This is a genomic window from Bacillus sp. 7884-1, assembly GCF_002272245.1.
Lineage (GTDB): Bacteria > Bacillota > Bacilli > Bacillales > Cytobacillaceae > Neobacillus.
Genome location: NZ_NPDD01000116.1, coordinates 47,936 through 68,055, shown reverse-complemented (window position 1 = coordinate 68,055; position 20,120 = coordinate 47,936). Strand labels below are relative to the sequence as shown.

At 36.0% G+C, this 20,120-nt stretch carries 15 protein-coding genes and 1 pseudogene; 15 read left to right on the top strand and 1 reads right to left on the bottom strand.

Annotated elements, in window-relative coordinates; all coding sequences use genetic code 11:
* The first annotated feature begins 271 nt into the window (after positions 1 to 271).
* From CHI06_RS14555 to CHI06_RS31090, 11 genes and pseudogenes are all read left to right on the top strand, one after another.
* Positions 272 to 2,020 carry a sensor histidine kinase gene (locus CHI06_RS14555; RefSeq protein WP_179292624.1) on the top strand — a complete coding sequence of 583 codons (1,749 nt, stop codon included), beginning with the start codon at positions 272 to 274 and terminating at the stop codon, positions 2,018 to 2,020.
* Positions 2,013 to 3,572 (top strand): response regulator transcription factor, encoded by a 1,560-nt coding sequence (locus CHI06_RS14550; protein ID WP_095249273.1) that lies wholly within the window; start codon positions 2,013 to 2,015, stop codon positions 3,570 to 3,572. The genes CHI06_RS14555 and CHI06_RS14550 overlap by 8 nt, the downstream gene beginning before the upstream one ends.
* A gap of 21 nt (positions 3,573 to 3,593) precedes the next feature.
* Entirely contained in the window at positions 3,594 to 4,892 is a 1,299-nt protein-coding gene (locus CHI06_RS14545; protein ID WP_095249272.1) for an ABC transporter substrate-binding protein, read from the top strand.
* A 195-nt stretch (positions 4,893 to 5,087) separates the two neighbouring features.
* Positions 5,088 to 6,398, top strand: a complete 1,311-nt coding sequence (locus CHI06_RS14540; RefSeq protein ID WP_095249271.1) for an ABC transporter substrate-binding protein — start codon at positions 5,088 to 5,090, stop codon at positions 6,396 to 6,398.
* 88 nt (positions 6,399 to 6,486) lie between these two features.
* Positions 6,487 to 7,446, top strand: a complete 960-nt coding sequence (locus CHI06_RS14535) for a carbohydrate ABC transporter permease (protein ID WP_095249270.1) — start codon at positions 6,487 to 6,489, stop codon at positions 7,444 to 7,446.
* Between the two features lie 2 nt (positions 7,447 to 7,448).
* Positions 7,449 to 8,294, top strand: a complete 846-nt coding sequence (locus tag CHI06_RS14530) for a carbohydrate ABC transporter permease (protein WP_095249269.1) — start codon at positions 7,449 to 7,451, stop codon at positions 8,292 to 8,294.
* 103 nt (positions 8,295 to 8,397) lie between these two features.
* Positions 8,398 to 9,030, top strand: a complete 633-nt coding sequence (locus tag CHI06_RS14525) for a YesL family protein (RefSeq protein ID WP_095249268.1) — start codon at positions 8,398 to 8,400, stop codon at positions 9,028 to 9,030.
* Between the two features lie 95 nt (positions 9,031 to 9,125).
* A complete protein-coding gene (locus CHI06_RS14520; RefSeq protein ID WP_306453816.1) occupies positions 9,126 to 9,938 on the top strand; it encodes a Gfo/Idh/MocA family protein in 813 nt (270 codons plus the stop codon).
* A gap of 161 nt (positions 9,939 to 10,099) precedes the next feature.
* Positions 10,100 to 10,906, top strand: a complete 807-nt coding sequence (locus tag CHI06_RS14515) for an alpha/beta hydrolase (protein ID WP_095249267.1) — start codon at positions 10,100 to 10,102, stop codon at positions 10,904 to 10,906.
* A gap of 57 nt (positions 10,907 to 10,963) precedes the next feature.
* Positions 10,964 to 11,737, top strand: a complete 774-nt coding sequence (locus tag CHI06_RS14510) for a glycoside hydrolase family 43 protein (protein WP_095249266.1) — start codon at positions 10,964 to 10,966, stop codon at positions 11,735 to 11,737.
* Between the two features lie 985 nt (positions 11,738 to 12,722).
* Positions 12,723 to 13,079 (top strand): annotated as a pseudogene (locus CHI06_RS31090) (CAP domain-containing protein); the annotation flags it as partial.
* Between the two features lie 210 nt (positions 13,080 to 13,289).
* On the opposite strand, the gene CHI06_RS14500 reads toward CHI06_RS31090, so the two are convergent.
* Positions 13,290 to 14,162 (bottom strand): AraC family transcriptional regulator, encoded by an 873-nt coding sequence (locus CHI06_RS14500; protein WP_095249265.1) that lies wholly within the window; start codon positions 14,160 to 14,162, stop codon positions 13,290 to 13,292.
* Between the two features lie 154 nt (positions 14,163 to 14,316).
* On the opposite strand from CHI06_RS14500, the gene CHI06_RS14495 reads away from it, so the two are divergent.
* The 4 genes from CHI06_RS14495 to CHI06_RS14485 all read left to right on the top strand — a co-directional run bounded on the left by CHI06_RS14495 (position 14,317) and on the right by CHI06_RS14485 (position 20,037).
* Positions 14,317 to 16,614, top strand: coding sequence for a glycoside hydrolase family 127 protein (locus CHI06_RS14495; protein ID WP_095249264.1), 2,298 nt, complete (start codon positions 14,317 to 14,319; stop codon positions 16,612 to 16,614).
* A 92-nt stretch (positions 16,615 to 16,706) separates the two neighbouring features.
* The gene (locus tag CHI06_RS14490; RefSeq protein ID WP_257009308.1) at positions 16,707 to 18,392 is read left to right on the top strand and encodes a beta-galactosidase; all 1,686 of its coding nucleotides are present in this window, start codon (positions 16,707 to 16,709) and stop codon (positions 18,390 to 18,392) included.
* Positions 18,393 to 18,517: 125 nt separating this feature from the next.
* A complete protein-coding gene (locus CHI06_RS30505) occupies positions 18,518 to 18,745 on the top strand; it encodes a Beta-galactosidase C-terminal domain (RefSeq protein WP_306453815.1) in 228 nt (75 codons plus the stop codon).
* Positions 18,746 to 18,999: 254 nt separating this feature from the next.
* Positions 19,000 to 20,037 (top strand): LacI family DNA-binding transcriptional regulator, encoded by a 1,038-nt coding sequence (locus CHI06_RS14485; RefSeq protein WP_095249263.1) that lies wholly within the window; start codon positions 19,000 to 19,002, stop codon positions 20,035 to 20,037.
* Positions 20,038 to 20,120: the final 83 nt, after the last annotated feature.

The window sequence follows — 20,120 nt, the reverse complement described above, 5'->3', positions numbered from 1 at the left end:
TCCGAGAAAAGTCCTCAAGAATCTTTGAGGGCTTTTTGAATTTGTACGTACATGTCTGATATGGAATTTAAAAAGTAAAAATTTTCACTATTTTCTATGAAAAAGGATATTAAAATGATAAAATCGAATTAATTTCATACGGACAAGTTAACTAATTTTTATACTTTATAAGTTTGGCTACGCTTACAAGAAACGGAAATTTTTGATAAAAAAAACAATCGGAGACTTACTCTATATGATGAAGGTACTACAACGGCTAAGGAAGCAGTACTTGAATTTAAAAATTAAATACAAACTTTTCTTACTTGTATCATGGATTATGGTTATTTCATTTTCTTTTACCTTTTTCGGATTAACGTATGCTTTTCAAATTTACGATGAGCAAATTTATAGTAAGTCTTCACAAGTTTTAAGTACATCCTCTAATAGTATTGAGAGTGAGTTAAAAGATTTGGAGGACCTATCCTATAATATTTTGACAGATCCCCAAATTCAACAATACTTATCTTCAATAAGTAAAGATAGTACAGAATATGATAAATTTCGTATGCGTACAAACGTGTTGGATAAGCTGCTAAGCTATGCAAACAAGGAAGAATATATCCAATCAATTAATTTAGTTGATGTTAATGGAGAAGAGTATGTTGTCGGCCCGAGGGCTTTAAAACTGACTCAACATCAAAAAGCGGATATTACCAAAATGGCATTAAAGGCTAATGGCAGTAATGTTTGGTTAAATCCAGAAAAAAATGATTATATATTTGCTACAGCACGAGAAATTAGACAGTTTCGAAACTTAAGCTTTGACAACCTTGGTACAATCATCATTTATCTTAATATGGACAAACTTGTTGCGAATATTTTAGAAGGATCTAAAAAGAGAGATGGTGAATTCTTAATCGTTAGACAAAGCAATATTATTTTTCCGAAAGAAACAAACTCTCTATTCAAAGAAGCAGCAATATCGTTAGATTCTCAGAGATTAGCATCAGGTTATCAAATAAAAAAAATTGATAATAAAAATTATTTTCTTGTACATATTAAATCAAACTATTTTGATTGGGGTTACCTAAATGTTATTCCCTTTAATCAAATCTTTGAAAATATAAATAAGGTTAAAACATTTTTAATCATCATATTTATTCTGTTGTTTGTTGGAGTCACGATAGTTGGTATCCGATTTGCTAGAAATATTACGATCCCTTTGGAAAACCTTGTAGCAGGCATGCAATTTGTAAAAGTGGGGGACTTTAAGGAAGCAAGAAAAAAAGTGATTAAAACTTCCATTTTGCAGGATGATGAGGTGGGTAAACTCCAGCAAAATTTCCAGACCATGATCCAACAAATTGATGAACTCATAAATGAAAATTATTCTAAGCAGCTTACGATTAAAGAGACTGAGTTTAAGGCGCTGCAGGCCCAAATTAATCCTCACTTTTTATACAATACGCTAGAATCCATCAATTGGTTAGCAAAAGGAAATGGGCAGACACAAATTTCTAGAATGGTAGAATCACTAGGGTTTTTGCTGCGTAATTCTATTAGTTTAAAGAAACCGCTCATTACCATTGAAGAGGAACTTACTATTGTAAAAAATTATGTGGTTATTCAGCAATACCGATTTGAAGAAAGATTGGATTTTCACATAGAGGTAGATGAAGATATTGTAGGATTCTATATTCCGAAGTTGACGTTGCAGCCTCTTGTAGAAAATGCCATTCATTATGCATTAGAGCCCAAGATAGATCCTTGTAGAATTAGAATTTATTCAATCGTAAATAAAGAAGCTATTAAACTAATTGTAGAAGATGACGGACCCGGAATGGAATCTGCTTTTATAGAAAAGTTAAAAAAAGGAGAAGTGAAAACCCGTGGACAAGGTGTTGGCTTATCGAATATTGATGACAGAATAAAATTGTCTTATGGGGAGAAATACGGAGTAAGTATTGAAAGCGAGCACAATAATGGAACGAAAGTTATCATTGTTTTACCTTTTGATAAGGGGGAAGACCATGTATAAGGTATTGTTAGTAGATGATGAAAGAATCATTACCGAGGGAATGTCAAAGGTAATTAATTGGGAATCAATCGGGACAAATTTAATTGGAACAGCAAGAAACGGTATTGAGGCATACAATATAATTGAAGAAAACAAGCCAGATATTGTGATTAGTGATATCAAAATGCCTGGTATGAATGGTCTCGAGCTAGTTGCAAAGGTTCATAGCGTTTTTCCTGAGATACGATTTATTTTGTTATCAGGCTTCAGTGAATTTGATTTTGCAAAACAAGCCATGCAATACGGCGTGAAGCATTATCTATTAAAACCTTGTAATGAGAATACGATAATGGATGCAGTTTCGGAGATTTGTGAGGATATTAATCAAAATCAAAAGAGGGAACAATTTATCCGGAAAATGAAGGGAACTCTCGAAAGTGTTCTTCCCTATGCTAAAGAACAGCTGCTTAAAGAGTTTATTACCAATCATTATGAAAATAAAGACTTAGAGTATTATCAAAACCTTTTTAATATAGATTTAAACACTCCAAAGGTTAGGCTCGTTTTATTCCAACTAGAGGGGAAATTTGAATTTGAGCACATGTTTGCAATCAAAAAAATTGCTGAACAAATCTTTGATTCATATATGGTTAGTTGTTCGGTAGGGGAAACCATATTATTTCTAATTGAGGATTATTGTAACTACCCTAAGCTTTACGCACAAATTGAAAAAATTAAAAAAACATTTTATCAATATTATCAAATTGATTCTACTGTTGCGATAAGCGAATCAGGGAAAATTAGTAATGCCAATAAATTATATAATGAAGCTCTCGATTGTTTAACGTATCGTTTTTATTTAGGAGAAGGGGGCGTCATTACAAAGAAGGACATTACCTATCAAAATCCTTCAGATGAATTAGAATTCTATTATGATGATCAAACCTTCTGTCGATTAGTAAAATCAGGCTCCTGGACAAATGTAAATAAAGAAATAAACACATTTTTTAATCAATTAATAGATTTAAGGCTCGATATTAATACCACAAAGTCTTATGTTATCCAATTATTTAATGCCATGATACGGTTATGTGAAGCTAAAGAAATGAATATGTACTTAACAAAATTAACGTTTCTATTAGAAATAGACACGATTCAAAATTTAAAAAGCTTTTTTGAAAGCGTTGCCCAAGAAATTACTCTTTCATTTTTTGAACACAACAATAATAAACATTCAACAATTATCAAAAAAGTCATCGAGACGATTGATCAGTATATTGGTAATCAAAATTTATCTTTACATTGGGTTGCTAATGAGATGTTATATATGAATGCTGATTACCTAGGGAAGCTATTTAAGAAAGAAACAGGTGAAAAGTTTTCAAATTATATTACGAGATTAAGAATTGAATTGGCTATTAATTTAATAGAAAAAGAAAATGATGTGAAAGTTTTCGAAATTGCTGAAAAAATTGGTTATGGTGAAAACCCTCAATATTTTAGTCAGGTATTTAAAAAACACACTGGTTTTACTCCATCAGAATACAAGAGAGAATCCTTACAAGGATCGTAAAATATAGTCAAAGGGGAAAAAATGATGAAAAGACTAATGATTTCTACTTTATCCCTGGTAATGGTAATTTTCACTGGTGGTTGCGGGAATTTGAATTTACTAAATTCCGCTGAGAGTAAAGGTAAAGAGGAAATCACTTTAAAAATTGCCTGGTGGGGAGAACAACCACGACATGACTATACAATGGAAGTAATCGAATTGTTTGAGAATAAATATCCCAATATAAAGGTTGATCCTATATATTCAAATTGGGATGATTATTGGAAACGTCTTGCCCCGATGGCAGCGGGTAATAAACTTCCTGATATCATCCAAATGGATTTGCTCTATCTTAGACCATACAGTGATAATAACTTACTAGAGGATTTATCTCCCTATATTAAACAAGATGTAATCAAGACAGATTCGATCAGTACCGGAATTCTCTCTGGCGGGAAAATCGGCAAAAATTTGTATGGATTTCCATTAGGAATTAATGCACCAGCCATAATCGTAGATCGTCCATTACTAAGTTCTGCGGTCGATCGGTATCCAAATCCTGATTGGTCATGGAGCGATTTTGAAGAAATTGCTCTACAGGTTCACAAAGAAAAACAAATTTATGGTACAAACGGTATGAAGTCCCCGGATGTATTCTTTTCGTATTATTTACGTACGAAAGGAGTGAATTTATATAATAAAACAGGAACTGGATTAGGATATGAGGATGATCAATTGTTTATTGATTATTTCGAGATGCAATTAAGAATGCTGGAAAAAGGTGCCTTCCCAAGATCAGATGTTACAGAACAAATTAAAAGAATAGAAGATGAGTTAATCGTAAATCAACAGACCCCGATGCAATGGGCATATTCCAACCAATATTTCGGTTTTTTGGAAGCATCAAACCGGACGCTTGAGCTTATATCTCCTCCAGGACCTGGACAAGAGTTAGGACTTACCGTGAAGCCTAGTATGCTTTTTTCGATGACAAAAAGTTCAAAGAATAAAGAGGCGGCTGCTCTATTCATTAATTTCTTTGTTAATGATATTCAAGCAAATAAAGTTATTAAGGGTGAAAGAGGGGTTCCCATTTCTTCTAATGTAGTAGAGAAAATAGAACAAGAATTATCCGAAAATCAGAGAAGGGTATTCGACTATGTTAATAATGTGAAAAATTCTAACAGTAGTGTTGAGAAAGCAGATCCCCTTGGCGGTATAGAGGTAGTGAAGGTTTTACAAGATATTTCAGAACAAATATTGTTCAAAAAAGTAACCCCTCAAGAAGGAGCGCAAATTTTTAGAACGGAAGCAAATAAAATCCTATCAAAAAGAAACTAGTTTCATCAATGAAGTAGGCTCCCATGAACAAGCTAAAATCTGCTTGTTTCATGGGGCCTTTTTTGTTTTAAATGAAATGTCTGATTTTTGAACAAACTAAGCGGAAATTTGGATTCAGACAATTCCGACAAGAATTTATAATAGTAAATGTAAACACTTACATAAAAGTGTAAAAAAAGAAGGGGGAAATAAAAAATGAAGAAATTTTTAGTGTTATTGTTTACTTTTGTTTTAGTTTTTTCATTAGCTGCATGTAACAGCAGCAGTTCAACAAGCAATGAAGAATCTAAATCTAAACCTAAAGAAGACAAAAAAGATGAACCAGTAACTCTTCGTATTGCATGGTGGGGTTCTCAACCACGACATGATTATACTCTAGAAATTATTAAAATGTATGAAGAAAAAAATCCAAATGTAAAAATCGAGGCAGAATATGCAGCTTGGGATGACTACTGGAAGAAGCTAGCTCCACAAGCAGCAGCTAATGAGCTTCCTGATATTGTTCAAATGGACTTATCATACTTCTCACAGTATGCTCAAAATGATCAAATTGCAGATTTAACTGCATTTGTAGACAAACAAATCAATACAAAGGATATTGCTGAAAACATCATTAATGGCGGTAAACTTGGCGACAAGTTATATGGAATTAATGCTGGTGTAAACGTTGTTGGATTCCATCATGATCCAGCAGTACTTGCAAAAGCTGGAGTAAATTCTATACCTGAAAATTGGACTTGGGACGATTACAAAGAAATCGCAGCAAAAGCAAAAGCTGCTGGAGTATTTATGGATACAGGAATGAAAGCCGATGTATTCTTCAACTACTACTTAAGAACACAAGGAAAGTCACTATATAGCAAAGATGGTGCATCTCTAGGATATAAAGATGACAATCTGTTCGAAGATTTCTTCAACATGACAGCTGGTTTAGTAAAGGATAAAGCGGTTCCTACACCTGACTTCTTAGCACAGTTAAAAGGGATTGAAGATGATCCTGTCGTTACTCAAAATGCAATTGGTATCTGGCAATGGTCTAACCAGTTTGTAGGGCTTCAACAAGTGGCGAATAGAGAACTTGCTATCGCTCCAATGCCAGGTCCTAACAGCGAAAAGGGTTTATATTTAAAACCTAGTATGTTCTGGTCTGTTGGAAATAATTCTGAACATAAAGAAGAAGCAGCAAAGTTTATTGATTTCATGATCAATGATATCGAAGCGAACAAATTAAATCTTGGTGACCGTGGTGTTCCTGGTTCTTCAGTTGTAAAAGAAGCATTAAAGCCATTGCTTTCACCAGCACAAGTCCAAGTATTTGATTATGTAGATTGGGCAGAAGGAAATAGCTCAGAATTCGATGGTCCAGACCCAGTTGGTGCCGGAGAAGTAATTGAAACGCTTGACAGTTTAGCTGAACAAATGGCTTACGGAAATCTATCAGTGAAAGATGCTGCAAAACAGTTTAGACAACAAGCTGAAAGCGTCTTAGCACAAAACAAAAAATAATTTCCACTTCGATAGCTGATCACTTTTTTAGATCAGCTATCGTCCTTTCATCTTAGGGAATGGATCCAAAGAATAAGGAGTTGAATAAATGAATACACGTGTGATAAAGGAAAATGTAAAAGTAGATATCCCCATTCGCTCTGTTAGCAAACGAAGCCGTGCCATCAAGGAAAACTTGACAGGATATGCGTTTATCAGTCCGTTTATAATTGGATTCCTAGCTTTTACGTTAATTCCTATAATAGCGTCTTTATATTTATCATTTACAAACTATAATTTATTTGCTGCACCTCAATGGATAGGTATTGAAAACTACAAAAAAATGTTTACATCTGACCCGCGCTTATTGCAATCATTAAAAGTTACACTCATCTATGTACTTGCTGGGGTTCCTTTAAGACTAATATTTGCATTATTAATTGCCGTGATATTAAATACAACTTCAAGAGCAGTTGGACTATATCGCTCATTGTTCTATTTACCATCCCTAATCGGCGGCAGCGTTGCAGTCGCGATTATGTGGCGTAATGTTTTTGGTGATTTAGGTATTGTAAATATCCTACTTGATTTACTTGGACTTCCTATCGTTAAATGGTTCGGTAATCCGACTGCGGCATTATGGATGCTTATCTTCTTGTCAGTATGGCAATTTGGTTCCTCGATGCTGATCTTCTTAGCAGGATTGAAAGGTATTCCAAGAAGTTATTATGAAGCAGCTAGTGTTGATGGAGCCAATGGAATACAGCAATTCTTCAAAATTACCCTTCCAATGCTCAGCCCTGTTATTCTATTCAATACGGTTATGCAAACAATTGCTGCATTTATGACATTCGTACCAGCGTTTATTATCTCAAAAGGTACAGGTGGCCCGTTAGACGGAACACTCCTTTATTCATTATATTTATTCATACAAGGTTTTGAGTTCTTTAATATGGGTTACGCTTCTGCAATGGCATGGGTAATGCTTTTAATCGTAGGAATTTTAACAGTCATTATCTTTACGACATCAAAATATTGGGTTCACTATGAATCGGAAGGAGGCAAATAACGATGACATCGAAGTTAAAATCACCAAGATGGTGGATATATCATATACTAGTCGGTGCCTTTGCGCTTTTAATGCTTTATCCAGTTATTTGGCTCGTGATGAGCTCATTTAAACCAAGCGATACAATCTTTATTACGGCTAAATCACTGATTCCAGAAACCTGGATATGGACGAACTTTGTAGACGGTTGGAAAGGGATTGGCGGAAATTCATTCGGTGTTTTTATTAAAAATACTGCCATCTTAGTAGTGATTACCTTAATGGGACAAGTAATATCGTCGGCATTCATTGCCTTCGGCTTTGCACGTTTAGAGTTTAAAGGAAAAGCGATTTGGTTTGGAATTATGATGCTTACCTTAATGCTCCCGCATGATGTGTTAATGGTACCGCAATATATCATTTTCGCGAAACTTGATTGGCTTAACTCGATTAAACCACTTGCTATCCCAGCATACTTTGGACATCCGTTCTTTATCTTCCTTCTAGTTCAATTTATACGGACGATTCCTAGAGAACTGGACGAAGCGGCGATTATTGATGGCTGCGGTACCTTCAAGATTTTCACGAAGATCATTTTGCCATTAATTAAACCATCTTTAGCAACAGCAGCTATTTTCTCATTCTATTGGACGTGGGAATCCCTATTAGGGCCTGTATTATATTTAAATAGCCCTACAAAGTATACAGTCTCCATGGCTCTAAATATGTTCCTAAGTAATGAAACCGTATCAAACTGGGGTGCAATGTTTGCAATGTCAGTGGTTACCTTGATTCCTGTATTCGTCGTTTTCTTCCTCTTCCAACGTCATGTTGTCGAAGGTATCAGTACGAGTGGGTTAAAGGGCTAATATGTTAACGAAAATATCTTATATAAAACTTTGCCACTTCGAACCCTAAATGGAAGTGGCAAAGTTATAATGGTAAAGTACAGCGGTTCAAGGAGGATTACAAATGGACACTTCTGGATTTATGGAAAGTTTAAATAAATTGCTTGAGTGGATCTCAAGACTAGCATTCTTAAATTTATTATGGATCTCATTTTCTCTTCTAGGTTTGGTTATCTTTGGTTTTTTTCCTGCAACAGTGGCGATGTTCGCAGTTGTACGTAAATGGATGCTAGGTAATGATGAAATGTCTATTTTTAAGACTTTTTGGACTGCATATAAGCGAGAATTTTTGAAGAGTAATATTCTTGGAGTTATTATTGTTGCCATTGGATTGATATTATACATTGACTTTCAATTTGTACTACATTCATCCAATCGTTTTGTTTCAATTCTAAATGTACCGTTTTTTATCATCACTTTAATCGCTATTTCGATGTTATTTTATATCATCCCAATTTTTGTGCATTATGATATGAAAATTACTCAGGTCATTAAAAATTCCTTTTTTGTAATGATTATGAATCCACTCTCCACCTTCTATATGCTAATCGGAAGCTTTGGAATTTGTTTTGTACTTTCTTATGCACCGCCTATTTGTATACTTTATAGCGGAAATCTATTAGCACTATTTATTATGAAGCCCGCAACCAATGCCTTTGAAAAAATCAATCAAAAATCAAAGCTATTAGTAAATTAATAATAATGGAAGGGAGAGATAGTGAAGCCATTTACTATCTCTCCCTTTCATCATATGTATTTAAATATTGTAAACTAAGTTAAGAGGTAAATAGAATGGAAATTGGATTTATTGGAACTGGCTTTTTTGCAAAAAAGCATGCATCTATTTTAGGGGAAATGTTAGGGGTAGAAGTTACAGCTTTCTGTGGAACTAGTTTAGAAAAGGCTGAAGGTGAAGCAAGAAATTGGTCCAATGCTTCTGGCTATACAAACGTTGAGCAGATGTTAGATAAACAAAAACTAGATGCAGTCTATATTTGTGTACCGCCAATGGCTCATGGTTCAGTAGAACAAGCATTAATCGAAAGAAGAATTCCTTTTTTTGTGGAGAAACCGCTGGGAATAAATGATACGCCATATGAAATTGCCAAAAAGATAGAAGAGCAGGGTCTTATTACATCTGTAGGTTACCACTGGCGTTATATGGATCTTTCTAAAAAAGCTCTATCCCTTCTTCAGGAACGTCAAATAGGGATGGCCCTTGGTTATTGGATGGGGGATATGCCGATGGTTCCTTGGTGGAGAGACGTAAATAAATCAGGGGGACAATTTGTTGAACAGACTACACATATTGTCGACCTTTTACGTTTTCTCTGCGGAGAAATCAAAGAAGTTTATGCTGCCTTTAGCAACAGGATGATGGCGGACAAAGTGGAGGGCACAACTGTTTCTGATGTAGGATGTGTGACCTTAAAGCTGAATAATGGAATGATTGCAACGATTTCTAATACCTGCATTCTCCCTGAATCAAATAAGGCTGGACTGGATGTATATACCAATGGAGGAGTCATTCAAATCAGTTCTAATCTATTAAGAGACATTCGTGGTAAGGAAATGACAGAATATAGGAATCAATTGGATCCTTAACTTATTGAAAATAAAATCTTCCTTGATGCCATCAAAACAGGGGATCCAACCCATATTTTATCATCCTATAAGGATGCTGTGAAAACACATCGTGTAACACTCGCAGCAGCACATTCAGCCATGACTGGGGAACCAGTTACCTTGGAGATGGAGGAATAAGTATGAATATACAACATACAAGAGGAAAGATACCATTATGGGACAATGTCAAACTAGTAGAAAATGAATTTAACACAGATTGTCCTAGTATCGAACCCTTTTTGCTTGATGGTGATGGGACGTATCCAGTCATGTTAATCGCTCCTGGAGGTGGATACTCTCACCGTGCAGAACATGAGGCATACCCAGTAGCACAGTGGCTAAATTCCATTGGCATTTCTGCAATCGTCCTCCATTATCGAGTAGCACCATTTAGTCATCCAATCCCATTAGTTGATGCCGAGAGAGCGCTTCGCATGGTAAGATATCATGCTTCTGAGTGGAAATTAGACCACAATCGTATTGGAATCCTTGGGTTTTCTGCAGGAGGTCATTTAGCTTCAACCGCTGGAACTCATTTTGACTTAGGAAATAGTCAGGCAGAAGATCCGATTGAAAGGATTAGCAGCCGTCCAGATGTCATGGTTCTTTGTTACCCAGTCATTACCATGGGGGAGTATACCCATGAAGGAAGCAGAAACAATTTATTAGGTGAAAGCCCAAGTATGGAAATGATTCAATTATTATCAAGTGAATCTCAAATTACAAAAGATACTCCACCGACCTTTCTCTGGCATACAGCTGATGACGCAGCGGTTGACGTTGAAAATAGTTTGCTTTTCACCTCTATGTTAAACAGGTATAAGATTCCCTTTGAACTTCATGTTTTTGAAAGTGGTCGACATGGATTAGGGATGGCTGAGGAACATCCTGAGGCAAAAGCTTGGCCAGGGTTATGTGAGGCATGGTTAAGAAAAAGAGGATTCTAGTCGTTAATTTTCAAATACCAAATGCTTTCAGATTTAAGATGTGATGGGAGAGAAAACATGCTCACTAAAAATGACATACGAATTCGTGACCCCTTTATCCTAACCGATGAGTCTAAAACCTATTTTCTTTATGGAACGACGGATCAAAATGTTTGGGAGGGGCAGGGGGTTGGCTTTGATGCCTACAAAAGCAGTGACTTAGAACATTGGGAAGGGCCATTTCCAGTCTTCCGGCCTGGTGAAGACTTTTGGGGTGATCAGCACTTTTGGGCACTAGAGGTTTACTTTTATCAAAATCAATATTATATGTTTGCTAGTTTTAAGGCTGAAGGGAAATGCCGAGGTACTCAACTCCTAGTTGCCGGAAGTCCATTAGGTCCGTTTTCTCCTTTGTCTGAAAATCCCATTACACCTAGTGATTGGGAATGTCTTGATGGAACATTGTTTATTGATGATAAGATTAAGCCTTGGATTATTTTTTGCCGCGAATGGCTTCAGGTTCATGACGGTGAAATGTGGGCCCAGAGGTTATCGTCTGATTTTAAAACAGTCATTGGAGAGCCTGTACTTCTATTTAGGGCCTCAGAAGCTGATTGGACGGTTCCTGTTAGAGGAGAAAAAGATTATATTACAGACGGTCCTTACCTTTATCGGTCTCAACAAGGGGACCTGCAAATGCTTTGGTCAAGTAGGAGTCAAAATGGATACGCTGTCGGTATAGCCCGGTCTACAACAGGCAATATACTTGGTCCATGGATTCAAAATCCTGAGCCTTTACTTGACGAGGACGGTGGGCATGCGATGCTGTTTCAAACCTTTAATGATTTCTAATAGTAATTTACCCCATATATATGATAAATAACCGATTGGTAACAATTACCTTTCGGTTTTTTTATTTGGAAAATAGACGTTTTTTACCATCAATATTTTTCGAAAAAAAAACAAAAATAAGAAGGCAAAAAAACAATTTTGCAAGGGGGTAATCAGTTTGATAAAAAAGCCATTAGGCTTACTACTATCAGGGGTTTTAACATTAGGTCTAGCTGCATGTAACAATGGAAATGATGCAGCTGATGAAGTCCGTACAAGCAGGATAGATCGAGACCAAACCACTTTAAATGTTGGTAATGGAAGAGATGACGGGATTGACCATAATGGTCCACTAACCGAGGATTACACCAATAATGATAATAATGACAGCGATTGGGATCGAAATCGAAACAATAATGATGATTTTGTAACCAATGTAAACAATGATCGTCATGCAAATCGAATTCAAAACAGAAATGTAAATAATGACCGTCAGGCGAATCGAATCAAAAACAGAAATGTAAATAATGATCGTCAGGCAAATCGAATCCAAAACAGAAATGTAAATCGCAATAACGTTAATATGAATAACAATAATGATGCATTGAATATCTCAGCAGACCGAACAACATTGAATAGTGAGAATTACCCTCATACAAAAGCGATATTAATTCAACATGCTCAGTATAGGTACATTCCATTCGGATCTGTTCAATGGTATCAATTTGGAGGTCAACAAGGAAAGACTCCAACACAGCAGCAACAACCAACAACACAAGCACCAACTCAACAACAACCAGCACCTGCAGCACCAGCGCCAGCACCTGCAGCACCGGCGCCAAAACCAGCAGCACCAGCACCTGCAGCACCGGCGCCAAAACCAGCAGCACCAGCACCTGCAGCACCGGCGCCAAAACCAGCAGCACCAGCAGCACCAGCAGCACCAGCACCAAAACCAGCAGCACCGGCTCCAGCAACTGGCAATGTTAGTGCATACGTTCAACAGGTGATTGATTTAACCAATGCACAGCGTAGTAAAAACGGTCTTCCGGCTTTAAAACACGATTCACAATTAAGCGGAGTTGCACAAAAGAAATCTGTAGACATGGCGCAAAACAATTATTTTTCACATACGAGCCCGACCTATGGTTCACCATTTGACATGATGAGGGACATGGGCGTGTCGTATAAGTCAGCAGGGGAAAATATTGCCCAAGGACAACGTACACCACAAGAGGTCGTAACAGCATGGATGAACAGTGAAGGACACAGGAAGAACATTTTAAGTGCTAACTTTACTCATATTGGAGTAGGTTACGAAAAGTCTGGCAACCATTGGACACAAATGTTTATTGGTAAGTAAAAGGAAGAAGTAAGACAGGAATCTATGTGGATTCCTGTCTCCATGCAGCCTCCGTTCAAGACATAATTGGGCAGAGGCTGCATTTTTTCTTTAATAACTAAAGATATGGAAGACAAAATAAAGAAATAGAATGGTTTAATACATAACAGTCACGTTACAAAGTGTCAAAGGATGTAATGAAGATTCTTTAGCGGTGAAGTTATTCATTGATTAATACTTATAATTTTCACTTATAAATGTTGTCGGAGATACACCAGTGATTTTTTTAAAGACTCGACTAAAGTAAAAGGGATTCGAAAAACCTAGAGCATCACTTATTTCTGAAACATTTCCAGCATTTCTTTTAAACATTTCAACTGCCTTTTCAATTAAAAGTTCGTTTTGGTACCTTTTTACACTTTTTCCAGTATACTTTTTAAAAAGTGTACATAGATAAGCATAGTTCATGCCAAGAATATCTGCGATTTCCTCACCTGTTAATTTCTCATCAGGGGCGTTTTTTAATATTTTAATCATTTGATTGACCACAACATGCTTCTTTGTGTTGTTCTGATCTTCTATATAATCTGTGTAAATATCTTTGAATAGTTGATAGGTCGATAAAGATAACTGGATAGGTCGTAATGGGTGTGGGGTCTCATATAGAGTTACCAAAGTTTTTAGCTTTGTCATTAAAAAATCAGGGCTTAATACTTTGCCATACTTCGGCAAACTTAGTTTTGTTTCATAAGTTTCCTCGTAAATTAACGAGGAATTTGGAAAATACTTGAATTCAGTTTCCGCTTCGTTCCTATCAGTCCCAGGAGCATCATAAAAGTGAACATAAAACCAGCTTGTTCCTGGTTCATAGAAATCACCTCCCCAATGGGAAACATTTTTTCTTAGAAAAAGATATGACCCTTTAGTTACCCTGTACTCCGTCCCATCTTCAATTACATGAATACTTCCTTTTACTACAAAAACAAAGACATGTATATTTTTCATCTTTCGATCAGGATGACGAAATATTCCTTTTTCATCATGCATGAAACCTAATTCTCTCACTAAGGGAAGACTATATGAGGTCAAATGAATTGTGTGCATACTAGATCACCCTCAAAAATAATATCTACAACGACCTTACCACAAAAAATCTAAAAAAAGGATATGTATTTCATTATATTGTGAATTCCATTTTACTAATGGAAAATTCATAATGGTTGATAACGATATTAAATACATAAGAGGGTGAATTTTCATGAAAGATGTTAAAGTTGAGTATCGAAAACAGAATGTTACATTATTAGATGGTATTTTTAAGGAATCACAGGAAGTTGGAAAAGGATTTTTATTGACATTGGATGTTGATAGATTAGTAGCATCTTGTTACCAAGCCATTTCCAAAATACCGAAAAAACCGCTTTATGGCGGGTGGGAAAAAAGAGGAATCAGTGGTCATTCAATCGGACATTGGTTGTCAGCTGCTTCAAGTATGTATGCAGTAACAAAGGATAAAGAATTAAAGGAAAAGCTTGATTACGCCATTAATGAACTCGAACATGTGCAATCATTTGACCCAGATGGGTATGTAAGTGGTTTTCCACGAGATTGCTTTGACAAGGTTTTTGCAGGGGGAGATTTTCAGGTTTCTAATTTTAGTCTGGGAGATTCATGGGTACCGTGGTATAGCATTCATAAAATTTATGCTGGGCTAATCGATACGTATAAGCTAACTGGCAATGAAAAGGCTCTTCAGGTTGTTCTTAAACTAGCGGATTGGGCAAAGAGGGGAACTGAGAATCTTTCAAATCAAGAGTTCCAACGAATGCTAATATGTGAACATGGCGGAATGAATGAAGCAATGGCTGATCTTTATTTAATAACAGGTAACACTGACTATCTAGAACTAGCGATTAGATTCTGTCATAAAGCAATCCTTGATCCACTTTCAAAAGGAATCGATGAACTTGAAGGAAAACACGCCAATACCCAGATTCCTAAAGTAGTTGGTGCTGCTAAGCTCTTTGAAATTACAGGGGAAACTTACTACCATGATTGTGCGATTTACTTCTGGGATATCGTCACTAGAAATCGTTCATATGTCATAGGCGGGAATTCAAAAAATGAACATTTTGGTCTTGAAAATACGGAAGAACTTGGTATTCAAACGAATGAAACATGTAACACCTATAATATGCTGAAGCTAACAGAGCACTTATTTAATTGGACACATAAGGTAGAATACATGGATTACTACGAAAGGGCATTGTATAACCATATCCTTGCTTCACAAGATCCTGATACTGGAATGAAAACATATTTTGTTTCAACGCAGCCTGGACATTTTAAAGTATACTGCTCGCATGATGATTCGTTCTGGTGCTGTACTGGTACTGGAATGGAAAACCCAGCACGATATACACGACAAATTTACCACTATGAAAATGAAGAACTATATGTGAATTTATTTATTAGTTCTGAACTTGGGTTTGAAAAAATCAAGTTAAAACAAGAAACTACGTTTCCTGATAACCCGTCTTCAAAACTGATCTTCGAAGAGGCTAATAATGAATTTTTAACGATTCATATAAGGGTTCCAATTTGGATATCAGGTGAGTTGAGTGCAAAGGTTAATGATCAGCATACTTATTCTTCGAGTGAGAACGGGTATTTAACGATAACAGGCAATTGGAATTCAGGTGATGTACTTGAACTTAGCCTTCCTATGGAGCTTCATTCCTATGTCTCTAAGAGCGATTCAAGTAAAGTTTCATTTATGTATGGACCTATTGCATTAGCCGGAGCATTGGGAAGAGAAAACTTCCCTGAAACAGATATTTTGGACGATCACTTATCTTTAAATAATTACCCATTAATTGATGTTCCCACCTTAGTTACGAATGAAACAAATTTAAACAAATGGATAAATCCTGTAGAAGGTTCATCGTTAACATTTGAAACCGATAAGATTGGACAACCAGGAAAGAAAAAAGTGACTCTCATTCCTTTTTTTGCCTTACATCACCAACGATACACCTTATACTGGGATTTAATGAATGAAGAAGCGTATAAGGAATTTTTAAGTAGTGAACAAGGTGAACTTGAAAAATTACAATTACTTACAGTTGACCAAGTTCAACCGCACGAGCAGCAATCAGAGGTTGAACATTCAATGAAGGCGAAAAATTCAAATTCAGGCTACTTGAATCTAGTTCATCGAGCATGGAGAGATAGTCAAGATGATGGATTTTTCAGCTATGAAATGGCTGTTGATCCAACTAAACGTATGTATCTATGTGTAACCTATTTTAGTGGCGACGGTATTTTATATCTTGATGGAAAAGCTTATGAAAGATACTTTCAAATACTAGTAAATGATACGAAAATTGGGGAGCAAAAGCTTGAAGGTAAGGTTTCAGAAGAGTTATTTAATGAGTTTTACGAAATTCCAACTGAAATAACAAGAGGAAAAGAGAAAGTTGAAGTTAAATTCGCCTCAACCAAAGGAAAAATTGCAGGTGGAGTTTACGGGTTAAGAACCCTTAATGGTATTTAAAATCACTCTTCAATTAAAATCATGAAAGGAATTAAGCTGGAAAGAATTTCAAAAATCAGTCAGAATTTTTGTTTAGGGAGATGTTCTTATTGGTGAAAAAGTTAATAGAGGATAAGTTGAAGTTAGGTGTATGTTACTATCCGGAGCATTGGTCAGAGGAACTATGGGAAGATGATTACAGACGAATGAAAGAATTAGGCTTCACATATGTCCGTATGGGTGAATTTGCCTGGACGATATTTGAACCAGAAGAAGGGATATTTTCGTTTGATTTATTTGATCGGGCTGCAGCCAAGGCTCACGAATACGGTTTAAAAGTGATCATGGGGACACCAACTGCAACACCTCCTGCCTGGTTGACACAAAAGTATCAGGAAGTACTAAACGTTACACAAGATGGTATTTCGTATCAACATGGTGCACGCCGCCACTATAATTACAACTCTGAAATCTATCAAAGGTTATCTTCTATTCTTGTCACTAAAATGGTTAAGCATTATAAAGACCATCCTGCTATCGTAGGCTGGCAGATTGATAACGAATTAAATTGTGAAATGGATGTTTTTTACTCAGAAGCCGATCACAAGGCATTCAGGGAATGGGCAAAGGCAAAATATGAAACGTTAGATAACTTAAATCAGGCATGGGGCACAGTATTTTGGAACCAAACGTATACGAGCTGGGATCAAGTCTACTTAACTCGTAAAACAGTGCCAAATTCACCGAACCCTCATCATATGCTGGATGAAAAACGATTTATTTCCGATAGTGCTATTTCCTTTGCAAAGGTACAAGCAGATATTCTGCGTGAACATGCACCGAATCAGTGGGTTACGACCAACGGGATGTTTAATCATTTAGATAATCACAAAATGACCAATGATTTACTCGATTTCTTTGCATATGATTCCTACCCGAACTTTGGAAGAGTAATCGAAGACAATTCAGAAAAACCATTGCGCGACCGGAAATGGAGCTGGAATTTAAGTATTGTCAGAAGTATTTCCCCGAACTTTGCAATTTTTGAACAGCAATCTGGTCCTGGAGGCTGGGTAACGAGAATGGAACAACCTTCGCCAAAACCTGGCCAGCTTCGGCTATGGACCTACCAATCTATTGCTCATGGCGCAGATATGGTGATGTATTTTAGATGGAGAACAGCTACAAAAGGCACAGAAATTTACTGGCATGGTATCAATGACTACCATAACCTCCCAAATCGCCGTGTTAAGGAGGTTGACCAGGTAAGCAAAGAAATCCAGCGAATTGGAGATATTATTATTGGCTCCTCCTATAAAGCGGAGGCTGCTCTTGTAACAAGCTATGATAATGAATGGGACGGAGAATTTGATAAATGGTATGGACCATATGCTTCAAAAAGTAAAGATGCATGGATTAAAGCCTTTCAATACAACCATGTACCCGCAGATGCTGTTTACTTAAGGAATGAAACTACTATAGATGATTTAAAGAAATACAAAGTACTAGTTTATCCTCATCCAGCCATAGTAACGAAACAACAAGCTGAATTATTTAAAGAATACGTTAAAGATGGCGGAAAAATCATATTTGGATGTCGTTCTGGTTATAAGGATGAAACCGGCCAAACGTATATGAAGGCATTCCCTGGATATTTGGCTGATTTAGTTGGAGTGACCGTAGAAGATTTCACGAGAGTTGCTCCATTTGAAGAGGTACCTAGTATAAACTTCAAGGGAGAAAATGTTCTGGAGGCGAATGATTTTAACGAATACTACAACTACAATCGGATGATGTAGAGGTAATTAGTACGTTTTCTAGTGCGTATTTTGAAGGTAAGCCTGCCTTAGTAAAACGAAACTATGGATTAGGCAGCAGCTATTATTTTGGCGGAGTATTTAATTTAGAGCATGCATCCTTACTATTGAAGGAATTTGAACTAAATAACTATCATGATCAATTTGAGTTGTCAGAGGAGATCGAATTAGCCATTCGACATAAAGATGGAATAGAGTACACATTCTTATTAAATTATTCTGAAAGACCGCAAGAGATTGTTGTTAAAAAAGAGTACAAAAACATACTAACAGGAAATATGGTTACAAATAAACATACTTTAAATCCTTTTGATGTTTTGATACTAGAATCATAAATATTCCCAATATAATACCTTTTTTGTACCCATATTAATTGAATATTATTAACAAAAAAAAAAGCCTTGAAAATCAAGGCTTTTTTACGTCCAGAAGAGGATTCGGGACAATTTGATTTTTTCCGCAAGTTTTCGGCAACTATAACTAAAACAATATGTATTGACTAAAAATTATTATAGCATTACAATTAAATGAAATCGGTTTCATTGAACCTGTTTGAGTACAATGAAATCATGAGCGGTGGAGGAGAGTTATGAAAAAGGAAAATATAACAATATATGACATTGCTAAAGAAGCTAATGTATCACCAGCTACAGTTTCAAGAGTCTTAACCGGAAATGCAAAAGTGCGTCCACAGACAATGCGGAAAATAGTTGATGTGATTGAAAAATATAATTTTAGACCTAATAGTTTAGCAAGAAGCTTATTACATAAGCAATCAAAAACCATTGGATTTATCTTACCAGACATAAATCATCCATTTTTTTCAACACTGGTTCAAAAAAGTGAAGCATTTGCATTGGAGTTAGGATATACAACATTTTTGTGCAATACGATGAACAACTCAGAAAATGAATCTAAATACTTGCAAAGTTTAGTAGAAAAACAGGTGGATGGGATTATTTATCTTGGTGGTAGAATTAATGACACTGACACCGATCAGGAATATGCTGAAGAAATGAAGAAAGTAATGGAAAGAGTTCCTGTTGTTTTTGTTAATGGTCAAATGTCGGGGGTAGATGCCCATATTGTTAGAACTGATGAAGAGTCAGGAGTTGAAATGCTTGTTGAACTTTTAGTAAATCTAAATCATAAAAACATTGGTTTTCTTGGCGGACTAGAAGGGGTAAGTTCAACAGATGTAAAAAAGAATACTTTTGTTAATATAATGGAAAATAAAGGATTAGGTGTCAATAAAAGTTGGGTTTTGGATGCCGGGTTTAGTATTGAATCTGGTGAAGAAGTTGCAGCACAATTCCTCTCTTTAAAAGAGAGGCCTACTGCGGTTATCTGTGCCAATGATTTAGTAGCGATTGGGGTAATAAAAGTCCTTACCAAATTTGGGTTAAAGGTTCCAGATGATGTTTCAGTTGTTGGGTTTGATGACATTTATTTGGCAAAGCATTTCCCTCCTGGAATCACGACAGTAAGTCAGAATTATGATCTATTAGGTCAAACCGCTATTAATGTACTAGTAGATTTAATTAATGAGAAAGAGGCAGAGAAAGAAACGGTTATTCCAACTTCACTCGTACTAAGAGATTCTTGTAAAATATTATCAGAAAAATAAAATAAAATATTGCGCATTTCCAAATCTTGAGGTACGATATTTATGAAATGGGTTTCTTTTTTTTAGGAATATTAAGTTATAGT

Coding starts and splice junctions, on each gene's coding strand:
- CHI06_RS14540 (WP_095249271.1), top strand. CDS start 5,088: ATGAAGAAATTTTTAGTGTTATTGTTTACTTTTGTTTTAGTTTTTTCA.
- CHI06_RS14530 (WP_095249269.1), top strand. CDS start 7,449: ATGACATCGAAGTTAAAATCACCAAGATGGTGGATATATCATATACTA.
- CHI06_RS14510 (WP_095249266.1), top strand. CDS start 10,964: ATGCTCACTAAAAATGACATACGAATTCGTGACCCCTTTATCCTAACC.
- CHI06_RS14485 (WP_095249263.1), top strand. CDS start 19,000: ATGAAAAAGGAAAATATAACAATATATGACATTGCTAAAGAAGCTAAT.
- CHI06_RS14550 (WP_095249273.1), top strand. CDS start 2,013: ATGTATAAGGTATTGTTAGTAGATGATGAAAGAATCATTACCGAGGGA.
- CHI06_RS14495 (WP_095249264.1), top strand. CDS start 14,317: ATGAAAGATGTTAAAGTTGAGTATCGAAAACAGAATGTTACATTATTA.
- CHI06_RS14520 (WP_306453816.1), top strand. CDS start 9,126: ATGGAAATTGGATTTATTGGAACTGGCTTTTTTGCAAAAAAGCATGCA.
- CHI06_RS14535 (WP_095249270.1), top strand. CDS start 6,487: ATGAATACACGTGTGATAAAGGAAAATGTAAAAGTAGATATCCCCATT.
- CHI06_RS14500 (WP_095249265.1), bottom strand. CDS start 14,162: ATGCACACAATTCATTTGACCTCATATAGTCTTCCCTTAGTGAGAGAA.
- CHI06_RS14525 (WP_095249268.1), top strand. CDS start 8,398: ATGGACACTTCTGGATTTATGGAAAGTTTAAATAAATTGCTTGAGTGG.
- CHI06_RS14515 (WP_095249267.1), top strand. CDS start 10,100: ATGAATATACAACATACAAGAGGAAAGATACCATTATGGGACAATGTC.
- CHI06_RS14545 (WP_095249272.1), top strand. CDS start 3,594: ATGATGAAAAGACTAATGATTTCTACTTTATCCCTGGTAATGGTAATT.